This window comes from Wenzhouxiangella sp. 15190 (assembly GCF_003417465.1).
In the GTDB taxonomy this organism is placed as follows: Bacteria; Pseudomonadota; Gammaproteobacteria; order Xanthomonadales; family Wenzhouxiangellaceae; genus Wenzhouxiangella.
The window spans coordinates 1-13,485 of sequence record NZ_QVMV01000013.1 but is presented as its reverse complement, the minus strand read 5'-3'; the positions used below and the strand labels follow the sequence as shown (position 1 = coordinate 13,485).

The following is a 13,485-nucleotide window of genomic DNA, read 5'->3' as shown; positions in this document are numbered from 1 at the left end:
AAAAGGAATTCGCCGCAAGAGCGCGCGAAGCGCGCCGGGCGAAACCGCCTTTGACTTGTCGAGACCCGCACTGCGGGCGGTGGCGTCAAGCAACCCAGCGACTGGGAAGTTTGCGAACCACCCGCCATCAGCCTGCGGAGCAGGCGGGCGAAATATATTTTGACTTGTCGAAACCCGCACCGCGGCCGGTGAAACCCACGTTGGCAGGGCTCAATCGCGTGAAGGCTCTGCCCTCAGACCAACGCGTCGGCGAAGGCCTGGACGGAGCGCTCGAGAGCGTTCAGGTCGTAGCCGCCCTCCAGGGAGGCGACCAGGCGTCCCCTGGCGTGCGTGTCGGCAATCTTGCGCAGTTCCTGCCCGATCCAGAAATAGTCGTCGTCCTTGAGTCTCAGCTGGGCCAGCGGGTCGGCGTTGTGGCCGTCGAAGCCGGCCGAGACAAGGACAAGCTGTGGTTTGAAGGCGGCGACCCGTGGAAGAAGCTGTGACAGCCAGACATCGCGAAATGCGTCGCTGGTCGCGCCTGGCGGGAGCGTGGCATTGTGGATATTGCCTCCCAGGGTCGTTTCAGGGTCGCCGCTGTCCGGAAAAAGCGGTGACTGATGTGACGAGGCAAACAGTATTTCCTCGTTGCCTGAGACGATTTCCTCGGTGCCGTTGCCGTGATGGACATCGAAATCGCAGATGGCGATGCGCTCGAGGCCGTGTGCGGCCAGGGCACGCGCAGCGGCGAGCACGATGTTGTTGAAAATGCAAAAGCCCATGGCGCGGTACGATTCGGCATGGTGACCGGGAGGACGTACCACGGCGAAGGCGCGCTGGCAGCGGTCGTCCATGACATGGTCGACCGCATCAACCGCGGCGCCTGCGGCGAGCAGGGCGGCTTGTAGCGTTCCCGGGCCGAACCAGGTGTCGGGATCGATGGCTTCCGCCTTTCCCCCGCTGTCCAGGCCCTTGATGTAGTCGATGTGATGCGGGGTGTGGACCAGCCTCAACGTCGCCTCGTCGACAGGCGAAGCCTGCCGGAAATGAACGTTGTTCATACGCTCCAGGCTGCGCATTGCCGCGGCCAGGCGCGCGGGAGACTCGGGGTGCTCGGTCGGTGTCTGGTGTCGAGCGCAATCAGGGTGGGAGAGAATCCTGAGCATCAGCCCTTGCGCTCGTGATTCCAGAAAACCTCGCCGGCGCCGGAGCCGCGCGCGATCGTGCGGGCAACGACGAACAACAGATCGGAGAGGCGATTGAGATAGCGGATCGCCGGCTCGTTAACCGGTTCGTGGCGGGCCAGGGCGATCACTCGGCGTTCGGCGCGGCGACAGACCGTCCGCGCGAGGTGCGCATGGGCCGCGGCCGTCGAACCGCCCGGGAGAATGAATTCCTTGAGCATCGGCAGGGACTCATTGAGCTCGTCGAGCTCGGCCTCGAGCCGCTCGATGTGCCCGTCCGTGATCATTTCACTGTCGGGGATGCACAGCTCGCCGCCCAGATCGAACAGGTGGTGTTGCACGTCGAGCAGCAGCCCGGCAAGCCTGCCAGGCGCCTCGGTGCCGTGGAGTTCGGCCACGACAACGCCGATGACGGAATTGAGTTCGTCGACGGTGCCGTACGCCTCGACACGGCGGCTGTCCTTGGCTGTCCGGCTGCCGTCGCCGAGCCCTGTCGTGCCGTCATCACCGGTGCGCGTGTAGATTTTCGAAAGTCGATTGCCCATGGCTCGAATGACCAGTGTGAAGTGTCAAGTGTAAAGTGTTAAGTCCGGCTTGCGGCTAATCATTCGGCGGAAAGGGTTTTCTTCACACTTCACACTTCACACTTTACACTTGAAACTCAATCTCATGCAGTTGCTCTGCACAGGGTCGGTCGTCATGACACAGTCTCTCCCCTACTACCTTGCCAACCAGGCCGTTTTCGCCAACGAGGACCTCGAAGTGCTGGACAAGCATACCGGCGAGGTCGCCTGGCGGGTTGCGAATGCCGATGATGCAGTTGTCGACAAGGCTGTCGCCGCGGCCGTAAAGGCCACCCGGCCCATGGCGGAGCTACCCTCGCACAAGCGTCGCGACGCTTTGCTGCACTGCGTCAAGCGGTTCCGCGAGCGCGAGGAAGAGCTGATCGAGGTGCTGATCGTCGAGGGCGGCAAGGTGCGGCGCGACGCCAAGGGCGAGGTCACGCGCCTGATCGAGACGTTTCTCGTCGCCGCCGAGGAGGCCACCCGCGTCGGCGGGGAGGTCATCCCGATGGATATCAGCCCGCGCTCGGAAAAGTTCTCCGGGATGTGGAAGCGCGTCCCGATCGGGCCGGTATCGTTCATCACACCGTTCAACTTCCCCTACAACCTGGTGGCGCACAAGATCGCCCCGGCGATTGCCGCCGGCTGTCCCTTCATTCTAAAGCCGGCCGAAAAGACGCCGGTCGGTGCACTTTTGCTGGGCGAGATCCTGGCCGAATGCGATTTGCCCGAGGGCGCGTTCTCGATTGTCAACGTTGATGGTGACGATACCGCGCGTGCCCGCTTCACCGAGGACGATCGCCTCAAGCTGATGAGCTTTACCGGCTCGGACAAGGTCGGGTGGATGCTCAAGAGCAAGGCCGGCAAAAAGCCGGTGGTCATGGAGCTGGGCGGCAATGCGTCCTGCCTGATCGACCACGACGCCGATCTCGAGGACGCCGTCGGCCGAGTGGTTTTCGGCGGCTTCTACCAGTCCGGCCAGAGTTGCGTGTCCGTTCAGCGCGTTCTGGTGCACGCCGATATCTACGACACCTTCAGCACCAAGCTGTGCGAGCAGGTTGGCAACCTTCCCGGCGGTGATCCGCGTGACGAAGACACCTGGATCGGGCCGCTGATCACCGAGGACGATGCCAAGCGGGTGGTCGACTGGATCCAGGAGGCCGTCGACGGCGGCGGCAAGTTGCTGGTCGGCGGTAAGCGTGAAGGCAACATCGTGCGTCCCGCCGTGGTCGAGAACGTGCCGGCCGACAGCAAGCTGCGCGAGGAAGAAGTCTTCGGCCCCGTGGTGACGCTGGAGAAATTCTCGGATTTCGACGCCGCGATCGATGCCATCAACGACTCCCGCTACGGGCTGCAGGCGGGTTTGTTCATCCGCGATATCTCCAAGATCAACAAGGCCTGGAACCGGCTGGAAGTCGGCGGCGTGATCATCAATGACGTACCGTCTTTCCGTGTCGATCACATGCCCTACGGCGGCGTGAAAGACTCCGGCCTGGGTCGCGAGGGTATTCGTTATGCCATCGAGGACATGACCGAAATCCGCCTACTCGCGATCCGAGACGTCTAAGAAGTCAAATTCTCAGGAACCACGGAATACACGGAGTCCACGGAATGATCTTTCTTTTCCGTGTCCTTCGGTGTTTTCCGTGGTTCCGGGTTTTGCGCGCTTGATTCCGGTGGCGGGTGCCCCCACCCCTGTGGATAAGTTGCAGTTTCACAGGGGAGTCAGCCCGTTATGCGAATGGATAAATTGACCGCCCGGTTCCAGCAGGCGCTGGGCGAGGCCCAGTCTCTGGCACTTGGCCTGGATCATGCCGTGCTCGAGCCCGAGCACGTGATGGTGGCCCTGCTCGACCAGGAAGGCGGCGGGATTCGCGGCCTGTTGTCGCGCTCGGGTGCGCAGGTCGACCAGTTGCGCTCGGCACTCGGCGAGAAGGTCGAGGGTTTCCCGACCGTGACTGGGCAGGCCGGCCAGATCAACATGTCCAACGATCTCGGCCGCGTGCTCAACCTGACCGACAAGATCGCGAGCAAGCGTGGTGATGCCTACATCGCCTCCGAACTGTTCGTGCTCGCTGCGCTCGAGGCCAAGGTCGCCCTGAGCGAGCTGCTTCACCAGGCCGGGGTGACCCGCAAGGCGGTCGAAGACGCCATCGAGTCGGTTCGCGGCGGCGAGAAGGTCGACGATCCCAACGCCGAGGACACGCGCGAGGCGCTCTCGAAATACACCATCGACCTGACCGAAAAGGCCGAGCAGTCACGCCTGGATCCGGTCATCGGCCGCGACGAGGAAATCCGGCGCACGGTGCAGGTGCTGCAGCGGCGCACCAAGAACAACCCGGTCCTGATCGGCGAGCCCGGCGTGGGCAAGACCGCCATCGTCGAGGGTCTGGCGCAGCGTATCGTCAACGGCGAAGTGCCCGAGGGCCTGAAGAACAAGCGCGTGCTCTCGCTCGACATGGGCGCGCTGATTGCCGGCGCCAAGTATCGCGGTGAATACGAGGAGCGGCTCAAGGCCGTGCTCAACGAGATCAAGCGCGAGGAAGGCAAGATCATCCTGTTCATCGACGAGGTGCACACCATGGTCGGCGCCGGCAAGACCGAGGGGTCGATGGATGCCGGCAACATGCTCAAGCCCGCGCTGGCCCGCGGTGAACTGCACTGCGTGGGCGCCACCACGCTCAACGAGTACCGCGAGAATATCGAGAAGGACGCCGCGCTCGAGCGCCGCTTCCAGAAGGTGCTGGTGGAAGAGCCGAGTGTCGAGGACACCATCGCCATTCTCCGCGGCCTGCAGGAGCGCTACGAGGTGCATCACGGTGTCGACATCACCGACCCGGCACTGGTGGCCGCCGCGACCCTGTCGCACCGCTACATCACCGACCGCAATCTGCCCGACAAGGCGATCGACCTGATGGACGAGGCCGCCAGCCGCATCCGTATGGAGATCGACTCCAAGCCCGAGGCCATGGACCGGCTCGAACGCCGTCTCATCCAGCTCAAGATCCAGCACGAGGCCTTGAAGAAGGAAACCGACGAGGCTTCGAAGAAGCGCCTGAGCGACCTGGAAGAAGAAATCAACGAGCTCGAGCGTGAGTTCGCCGACCTCGACGAAGTCTGGAAGACCGAGAAAGCCTCGGTGCAGGATGCCACGCACATCAAGGAAGAGCTCGAGCGCGCCCGGGCCGAACTCGACAATGCCCGCCGTGCACAGGACCTTTCACGCATGGCCGAACTCCAGCACGGCCGCATTCCGGAACTCGAGCAGCAGCTCGAGCAGGCGGAATCCAGCGAGAAGACCGATCACTTCCAGCTCCTGCGCAACAAGGTCACCGACGAGGAAATCGCGGAGGTGGTCAGCCGCTGGACCGGTATCCCGGTATCCAAGATGCTCGAGGCCGAGCGCGACAAGCTGCTCAAGATGGAAGAGGCACTGCACGAGCGCGTCATCGGCCAGGACGAGGCGGTCAAGGCCGTCGCGGACGCCATCCGGCGCTCGCGTGCCGGGCTGGCCGATCCCAACCGGCCCAACGGTTCCTTCCTGTTCCTGGGGCCCACGGGCGTGGGCAAGACCGAACTGTGCAAGTCGCTGGCGAACTTCCTCTTCGATACCGAGGAAGCCATGGTGCGCATCGACATGTCGGAATTCATGGAAAAGCATGCCGTGGCCCGACTGATCGGCGCACCGCCGGGCTATGTCGGCTACGAGGAGGGTGGCTACCTGACCGAGACCGTCCGTCGCAGACCGTACTCGGTGATCCTGCTCGACGAGGTCGAAAAGGCGCACCCGGAGGTGTTCAACATTCTCTTGCAGGTGCTCGACGATGGCCGGCTCACCGACGGCCACGGCCGCACGGTCGATTTCCGCAATACCGTCATTGTCATGACCTCGAACCTGGGCTCGGACCGAATCCAGCAGATGGCCGATTCCGAGTACGAGGCGATGAAGTCGGCGGTGATGGAAGTCGTCGGCCAGCATTTCCGCCCCGAATTCATCAACCGCGTCGACGAAATCGTGGTCTTTCATCCGCTCGACCGTGCGCAGATTCGCGAGATCGCGGCGGTGCAGATCCAGTATCTGGAGAATCGGCTGGCCGACCGCGATATCGGTTTTGAAATCACCGATGCCGCGCTCGATCTCCTCGGCGAGGCTGGTTTCGACCCGGTCTACGGTGCAAGACCGTTGAAACGCGCCATCCAGAACCGGCTCGAGAATTCCCTGGCGCAGAAGATCCTGTCCGGTGAATTCGGCCCCGGCGACACCATACGTGTCGACGCCGCCGATGGCGAGCTGAGCTTCGTGCGCGAACCGGGTGTGGAAGCCGCCGCGGGTTGATTGCCCGCGTCTGGGGGCTGCGCACCCCGGGTTGTGGCCGCGTAGGTGCCCTTCGCCCAGGCGTGCTACGTTTTCTCTATTTAATCCAAGGAGAATTCGGCATGGCCGACCAACCAATCGTTGCTGCATTGTTGCCAAAAGGCGTCGAGGTCGAGAAGGGCGAGACCTATTACTGGTGCCGCTGCGGCCGTTCGAAGGATCAGCCGTTCTGCGACGGTTCGCACGAAGGCACGGGCATCACGCCGGTCAAGTTCGAGGCCGACAAGGATGAAGAGGTCTATTTCTGTCGATGCAAGGCCACCGGCGACCAGCCACTGTGCGACGGCACGCACGCCAAGCTGGACGTCGAGGTTGGCGATCCCGTGCCCGAGCGCGGTTCGGATGACGCCGACGACGATGGAGGCAAGGACGAAGCGCCCGAAGCCGAAGCGACCCCGGAGGAGCCGACCGTTGCGCGTATCCACGAGATGGCGAAGCACGGGCTCGCGAAATCCGGGCCGCACGGCGAAACCGTGGCCATGGGCGTGCCCCGTAGCGAGCTGCCGGACTGGAACGACATCCAGATTCTGCCCGCCCAGCTGGCGCGCAAGCCGCTCGAGGAAACGGATGAAGTTGAAACGAGCCTGGTCATCGGCCCGAAGGCCGAGCGCCCGCTGGATCTCGAGATTCCGTTGCTGGTTTCCGACATGAGCTTCGGGGCTCTTTCCCCGGAGGCCAAGGTGGCCCTGGCCCGGGGCGCCGAGCAGGCCGGCACCGGTATCTGTTCGGGCGAAGGCGGTTCCATGGACGAGGAGCGCCAGGGCAACTCACGCTACCTGCTCGAACTGGCTTCGGCCAAGTTCGGCTGGCGTTGGGATTTGCTCGACGAGGTTCGCGCGTTCCACTTCAAGGGCGGCCAGGCGGCCAAGACCGGCATCGGCGGGCACCTGCCGGGTAGCAAGGTCACCGACAAGATTGCCGAGACCCGCGGAATCGAGGCCGGCGAGAATGCCGTTTCACCGGCGACCTTCGATACCCCGCGCAGCGCGAAGGAGTTTCGGAAGTTCGCCGACGAGGTGCGCGAGCGCTCCGGCGGCATCCCGGTTGGCTTCAAGCTCTCGGCCAACCATATCGAGGACGATATCGACTTCGCGCTGGATGCCGGCGCCGACTACATCATTCTCGATGGTCGCGGTGGCGGCACCGGCGCCGCGCCGGCCATCTTTCGCGACCATATCAGTGTGCCCACCATCCCGGCGCTGGCCCGGGCGCGTCGCCACATGGACAAGCGCTGCGGCCGCGACGTTACATTGATCGTCACCGGTGGTTTGCGCACGCCCGAGGACTTCGTCAAGGCGATTGCACTGGGCGCCGACGGCATCGCGCTGGCCAACTCGGCGATCCAGGCGGTTGGCTGCGTGGCCGCGCGCATATGTCATACAAACCGCTGTCCCTCGGGTGTGGCTACCCAGGATCCCGAGCTTCGCAAGCGTTTGAAGGTGGACGATGGCGCCGAGCGCCTGACGCGCTTCTTCGGTGCCTCCGTGGAACTGATGTCGCTGCTCGCCCGGGCCTGTGGTCATTCGTCCATCAGCGACTTCTCGGCCTCGGACCTGACCACGTTCAAGCGCGATATGGCGTTGCTCAGTGGCGTCGCCTTCAGTGGTGTCGGGGACTAGGGATTCTCGGTGCTGTCCATGATCGGGTGGGCGAGCAGGAACAACCGTTGAATACTGTCGTTCAGCCCGGCATGGACGCGACGGCAGGCTGACTCGAAGCTCTCCTGCCCGAATCGGGTCCTGGAGATGGCTTGTGCTTGATCGCGAGCGGCGAAAAAGCTCAGGCTGTCGACGATAGCCAGGTATTCGGCATGCAGCCGCGGATGTTCAGCAAGGTGCGCTTCCCATCCCGAAGCGACAACCGGGCGTGTAGCGATGAATCCCTTGCACCAGTCGCTGAAAGATGAGTCGAAGCAGGTTTGAGGATCGTCGGGCGGGCGCACGGAAGGCGGTATCGGGACGTCCTGTTCGAATACCGCGTCCGATACGTAGCGGAACAGCTCGCGGTAGGCGTCGGCCACCGGTAGGTAGACCGGCGTCTTGTCGGCGATCTCGTTGCCGTACATGTGTTCATAGAGCGTGTGATTGCGCACGAATTTCGGAGCAGTGGCACAGCCGAAACAGAACCCGGCGGCGGGGGCGAAAGGCAGGGATCCTTCCGGATCGTAGTGGCGGTGGTAGTAGTCGATCACCTTCTCGTGCGACGGCCCGAAGCCGCCCGCCGAGGCTTCGAAAGCGGCCGGCAGGATGCTGGTGTCGCAGGCTTCGAACAGCCGTCCCACGTCGAAATGCGCCGTGTCGTGGCCGTCCCTCGCCATGCGCTCGAGTTGCTTGTATTGCTGGCTGCCCAACGCTTCGGCGACGGCCCAAAGGGCCACGAGCCGCTCGACGCCGGCCCCCTGCAAGCGTTCCATCAGCCGGGTGGTTTCCGGTGGCGTGCCGCTGGCGATCTGGTCTTCGACCTCGCGCCATTCGTCCGCGCTGCGCGGCACGCAGCACGCAAACGGCAAGTCATTGTTCTTGAGCCAGTCTCGAACCGCGAGCGTGCGCTCGGCTTCGGGCGCCCCGAGCCACGCCGCCCGGTCGGGACCGGTGCGAGGATCGTAGCGAAGCCGTTTGGGGTTGTCGGACATGAATCGCGAACCGTTTCCGAATGTGCCCACATTATGCAACGAGTGGCATGGATGCCGGCCCTGCTCCCCTTTCGGGCCGGCGTTACAATGCCGCTGAAGCCCGATGCTGCCCGAACCGACGATGACTCACCACCCTCCCGAGCCCATTCGTTACGTTGAACCGGTCTTTCGCCCGCCCAGCGAAGCGAAGTCGTTGATTCTGCCGGTCACCGATGGTTGCTCCTGGAACAAGTGCACCTTCTGCGAGATGTACACCGCGCCGCAGAAGAAATTCCGCGCACGTGACGAAAGCGACGTGCTGGAAATGATCCGGTGCTGTGGTGAGCTTTTCGGTGAGCGGGCGCGGCGCATTTTCCTGGCCGATGGTGACGCCCTGGTCCTGCCCACGCACCGGCTCATGCGGATTCTCGAGGCCATCGCCGAGCACATGCCGCGCGTCGAACGCGTTTCCAGCTATTGCCTGGCGCGCAACCTGCGCCGCAAGTCCGTTGCAGAGCTGACCGAGCTGCGCGAGGCCGGGCTGCAGATGGCGTACCTGGGTGCGGAAACCGGCGATGACACGATTCTGGAGAAGGTCAACAAGGGCGAATCATTCGATTCCATGCGGGAAGCACTCGACAAGCTCGGCCAGGCCGGAATCAAGCGCTCGGTGATGATCCTCAACGGGCTCGGCGGCGAGATCTACAGCGAACAACATGCGGCCAACTCGGCCCGCCTGGTCAACGCCACCCGGCCGGAGTACTTGGCGACCCTGGTGGTGAGCTTCCCGCAGGGTGAGGAGCGGTTCCGGGAGGCCTTCCCCGAGTGGGAGCCGCTGGACCAGACCGGTCTGTTCGCCGAGATGCGCCGGTTTCTGGAGGCCCTGGCGCTCGAGAACACGGTATTTCGTTCCGACCATGCCTCCAACTGGCTGGTCTTGAAGGGCACGCTCAACGCCGATAAGGCCCGGCTGCTCGATCAGATCGACCAGGCCATCACCCGTCCCGACCGGGCACCGTTGCGGCTTTAGCCGTGTGCCTGATCGCATTCAGTTTTTCCCCCGGCCAGGAACGCCATCTGCTGCTGGCTGCCAATCGGGACGAGTTTCACGAACGCCCGGCGCGGCCAATGGCCTGGTGGTGCTGGCCCGACGGCCCCCTGGCCGGGCGCGACGAGCGTGCCGGCGGTACCTGGATCGCGACCGGGCGCAACGGCCGTTGGGCGGCGGTTACCAACTTCCGCGACCCCGATGCCGACGGCGGGGAGCGCTCGCGTGGCGAGTTGCCCTTGCGATTTCTCGAAAGCGGTGACGCGCCGGAGACTTTCGTTCATGAGGTCGATGCCCGGCGATCGGACTATGCTCCCTTCAATCTGCTCGCCGGTGATCGGGAAACACTCTGGTATTGCTCCTCCCATGCCCGCCCGGCAGGCGTTTCTGCCGGCGTGCACGCGCTGTCCAACGGCCTGCTCGACGAACCCTGGCCCAAGACGCGGCGAGCGGCGACCGCATTACGGGGACTGGATTCGGCGGTCTCGATCGACACAGACCGGCTCTTCGAACTGATGAACGATCGTGAGCGGGCGCCGGACGCCGACCTGCCGGATACCGGTGTCGGTGCCGAACTCGAGCGTTTCCTGTCGTCGCCGTTCATCGTCGGCGAACGCTACGGCACCCGCTGCACGACTATCCTGTCGCTGGGTGAGAGAGGCCTGGCGGCAGAGCGCGCTTTCGATTCGGCCGGGCACGCCGTCGGCGAACTGCGCTACGGCTTTGGGCCGCAGCCTTTGCGACCCTGATCTACAGCTGCTCGGAGGCGAAGTCGGCCAGTCGCGAGCGCTCGCCGCGCTTGAGCGTAATGTGGCCGGCGTGCTGCCAGTGTTTGAAACGATCCACGGCGAAGGTCAGGCCGGAGGTGGTTTCGGACAGGTAGGGTGTGTCGATCTGCTCGACGTTGCCCAGGCAGACGATCTTGGTGCCCGGTCCGGCGCGGGTGATCAGCGTCTTCATCTGCTTGGGCGTGAGGTTCTGCGCCTCGTCGAGGATCAGGTAGCGATTGAGGAACGTACGCCCGCGCATGAAGTTCAGGGAACGAATCTTGACCCGCGAGGCCACCAGTTCGTTGGTGACCGCGCGGCCCCAGTCGCCGCCGCTGGTGTCGCTTTCGGTGAGCACCTCCAGGTTGTCGGTCAATGCGCCCATCCACGGCGTCATCTTCTCTTCCTCGGTACCGGGCAGGTAGCCGATCTCGTCGCCGACCGAGACCGTGGCACGCGTCATGATGATCTCGCGGTAGGTCTTGTCGTCCAGGGTCTGCGACAGGCCGGCGGCCAGCGCCAGCAGGGTCTTGCCCGTGCCGGCGGTGCCCAGCAGGGTGACGAAGTCGATATCGGGGTCCATGAGCAGGTTCAGGGCGAAGTTCTGCTCGGGATTGCGGGCGTGAATACCCCATACCCCGTGCTGGGAGCGCCTGAACTCCCGCGCGACCTCCAGCACCACACCGTCGTCGGCCACTTCCCGGACAATGGCCTCCAGACCGTTGTCGTCATTGAGCCTCAGGCACTGGTTTGGATACCATTCGTCGCTGTCTCGGCGGCCGATGCGGTAGTAGGTGCGTCCGTCCTCGGTCCAGGAATCGCGGGTATCGCGTTCCTCCCAGAAACGGTTGTCCAGTTCGCGGATACCCGAATAGAGCAGGCTCAGGTCATCGAGCGCACGGTCGTTGTAGTAATCCTCGGCGGTGATGCCATGAATCGCCGCCTTGATGCGCAGGTTGATGTCCTTGGAAACGAGGATGACCTGTCGTTCCTCGTACCGGTGCTTGAGGCTGAGGGCGGCGAGCAGAATCTCGTTGTCGGCCAGGCCGCGGTCGCCAATCAGTTCCTCGCCGTTGCCCAAGGGTTCGGTCTGGAAGAACAGGCGGCCGGTGCCGACCTTCAGCCGCAGGCCGTCGGGTTCGATCAGCTCGACCCCTTCGTCCAGGCTGTCGCCGGCTTCCATCAGCTGCCCGATGAACCGGCTGACCTGGCGGACGTTGCGCGCTACTTCCGACACCCCCTTCTTGGCACGGTCGAGCTCTTCGAGCACGATCATGGGCAGGAAGACGTCATGCTCGGCAAAGCGGAAAAGCGCGGTGGGGTCGTGCATCAGTACGTTGGTGTCGAGGATGTAGAGGCGCGGGCGCTCCGCCATGGCAGTGGACTCCGGGAGAGTTGGGGTGGGAATTCAGGCCAGGTCGCGAACGGCCTGGAGCACTTCCTCGACGTGGCCGGGCACGCGCACCTTTCGCCACTCACGCGCCAGCTTGCCGTCCGCGTCGAACAGGAAGGTGCTGCGCTCGATGCCCATTACCTTCCGGCCGTACATGTTCTTTTCCTTGATGACGTCGAACTGCCGGCACAGGGTCTCGTCGGGATCGGCGATGAGCGGAAACGGAAAGTCGTGCTTCTCGGCGAATCTTTCGTGACTTTTCAGTGAATCCCTTGATGCGCCGAGAATGCGGCAACCCAGTTTCGAGAACGCTTCGTAATGGTCGCGGAAGGCCTCGCCTTCTTTCGTGCAGCCCGGGGTGTTGTCGCGCGGGTAGAAATAGATCACGACGGGTTGACCGGCAAAATCGTCGAGTCGGATCGTTTTTCCGCCGGTGGCTTCAAGCGGGGGCGAGGTCAGGGTGATACTCGATGCATCCATGAAAAGTAAAATATTCGTTTAATCAGTGATTTGGGGTTACCCGCGGCCCCGGCACGGGGCGGCATTGGGTTACAATCAGGTCAAAGTCAGGATACTTGCGTGCCCCCGGGTCCGCAAGCGTCTGTAGAAGCCAGGATAGTCCTGCGTTGCAGGCATGACATTTCCTGCTTGATCGTGCCCCGAAGTTCGACGAAGAACATGAATTTTGCAGCATGCCGGTGCTCTTCTTCCCAGCGACTGCTGGACGTGAGCGGTCATGTTCCCTAAACTGCGGGGCTGTTTTTTCGCCATATATTGCCGGTTGCAGTGGGTACCGACCCGATCGGACCACGGCGCGATAATGCGCAGACCGCCACTGACTCATGACTGGATTCAAGGGGTATGACTCGAACCCGAACCGTATTCATTATTTCGCTGTCGACGGCATTCCTGCTCGGCGGCTGCTTCAATAGCGAGCGTGATCCCATATACGTCGCCAGCGAAGAGATCGATCCCATCGAGGCGCCGCCGGATCTCGACAAGCCGAGCACCCGCAACATCTATGACGTGCCCGGGCATTCATTGCCCGAATTGGCCGCCCAGGGGAATCCGGAAAGTCCGCCGGAGGTGCAGTCCAGTTCAGTCGCCGAACAGTCCCGTTCGCAGATTCGATTCGGGCCCAACGGTCTTTATCTGGCTGTCGAGGACGTGCCGGAAAGTGTCTGGCGGCGTCTGGGTTTCACGCTCAATCGCGGCGGTATGGAAGTGAGGGAGGCCGATGAGGATGAGCGTCGCTACGTTTTCAGTTTCAGTCACGAGCCGGTTCAACCGGATGTGGGCTTTTTCGATCGCTTGACGTTCTGGAGTACGCCTGATCCTGTCGACTACAGCGGCGAGTATGTGGCTCGCGTAAGCGACGAATCAAGCGACGGCGTTACGCGTGTGGAATTGCTGGATTCCGACGGCAGCGTGGTCGAACTCAAGCGTGCGGAATTCGTTCTTGCGCGCCTGCGCGAGCGTCTGGGGTGAAGGAACCTCTGAACAACTCTGCGCGGAGCGCGTTTCAGTCGGAAATGCCGCAGATCGTGTGGTGCGACCCGAGTGAC

At 63.3% G+C, this 13,485-nt stretch carries 11 protein-coding genes; 6 read left to right on the top strand and 5 right to left on the bottom strand.

What is annotated here, in order from left to right; genetic code table 11:
• Positions 1–233: 233 nt before the first annotated feature.
• Both DZK26_RS04075 and DZK26_RS04070 read right to left on the bottom strand, forming a co-directional pair.
• On the bottom strand, positions 234–1,145 hold the full coding sequence (locus DZK26_RS04075; protein ID WP_116898597.1) for a histone deacetylase family protein: 912 nt from the start codon (positions 1,143–1,145) through the stop codon (positions 234–236).
• Positions 1,145–1,708, bottom strand: coding sequence for a cob(I)yrinic acid a,c-diamide adenosyltransferase (locus DZK26_RS04070; protein ID WP_116898598.1), 564 nt, complete (start codon positions 1,706–1,708; stop codon positions 1,145–1,147). Before DZK26_RS04070 ends, DZK26_RS04075 begins: the two co-directional genes overlap by 1 nt.
• Before the next feature lie 154 nt (positions 1,709–1,862).
• On the opposite strand from DZK26_RS04070, the gene DZK26_RS04065 reads away from it, so the two are divergent.
• The 3 genes from DZK26_RS04065 (at position 1,863) to DZK26_RS04055 (ending at position 7,720) form a co-directional block, all read left to right on the top strand.
• On the top strand, positions 1,863–3,293 hold the full coding sequence (locus tag DZK26_RS04065) for an aldehyde dehydrogenase family protein (RefSeq protein WP_116898606.1): 1,431 nt from the start codon (positions 1,863–1,865) through the stop codon (positions 3,291–3,293).
• Between the two features lie 174 nt (positions 3,294–3,467).
• Positions 3,468–6,062, top strand: coding sequence for an ATP-dependent chaperone ClpB (clpB, locus tag DZK26_RS04060; protein WP_116898599.1), 2,595 nt, complete (start codon positions 3,468–3,470; stop codon positions 6,060–6,062).
• Positions 6,063–6,163: 101 nt separating this feature from the next.
• A complete protein-coding gene (locus DZK26_RS04055) occupies positions 6,164–7,720 on the top strand; it encodes a glutamate synthase-related protein (RefSeq protein ID WP_116898600.1) in 1,557 nt (518 codons plus the stop codon).
• Here DZK26_RS04055 and DZK26_RS04050 read toward each other — a convergent pair.
• A complete protein-coding gene (locus DZK26_RS04050) occupies positions 7,717–8,733 on the bottom strand; it encodes a hypothetical protein (RefSeq protein WP_116898601.1) in 1,017 nt (338 codons plus the stop codon). The two genes, DZK26_RS04055 and DZK26_RS04050, sit on opposite strands and share 4 nt — an antisense overlap.
• Before the next feature lie 121 nt (positions 8,734–8,854).
• Here DZK26_RS04050 and DZK26_RS04045 point away from each other — a divergent pair, with 121 nt between their 5' ends.
• On the top strand, positions 8,855–9,742 hold the full coding sequence (locus DZK26_RS04045) for a radical SAM protein (protein WP_116898607.1): 888 nt from the start codon (positions 8,855–8,857) through the stop codon (positions 9,740–9,742).
• A gap of 2 nt (positions 9,743–9,744) precedes the next feature.
• Positions 9,745–10,509 carry an NRDE family protein gene (locus tag DZK26_RS04040; protein WP_116898602.1) on the top strand — a complete coding sequence of 255 codons (765 nt, stop codon included), beginning with the start codon at positions 9,745–9,747 and terminating at the stop codon, positions 10,507–10,509.
• Position 10,510: 1 nt separating this feature from the next.
• On the opposite strand, the gene DZK26_RS04035 is transcribed toward DZK26_RS04040, so the two are convergent.
• Together DZK26_RS04035 and DZK26_RS04030 are read right to left on the bottom strand one after the other, a co-directional pair.
• A complete protein-coding gene (locus tag DZK26_RS04035) occupies positions 10,511–11,902 on the bottom strand; it encodes a PhoH family protein (RefSeq protein WP_116898603.1) in 1,392 nt (463 codons plus the stop codon).
• A gap of 33 nt (positions 11,903–11,935) precedes the next feature.
• Entirely contained in the window at positions 11,936–12,400 is a 465-nt protein-coding gene (locus tag DZK26_RS04030; protein WP_116898604.1) for a peroxiredoxin, read from the bottom strand.
• Between the two features lie 381 nt (positions 12,401–12,781).
• Here DZK26_RS04030 and DZK26_RS04025 point away from each other — a divergent pair, with 381 nt between their 5' ends.
• A complete protein-coding gene (locus DZK26_RS04025) occupies positions 12,782–13,408 on the top strand; it encodes an outer membrane protein assembly factor BamC (protein ID WP_116898605.1) in 627 nt (208 codons plus the stop codon).
• Positions 13,409–13,485: the final 77 nt, after the last annotated feature.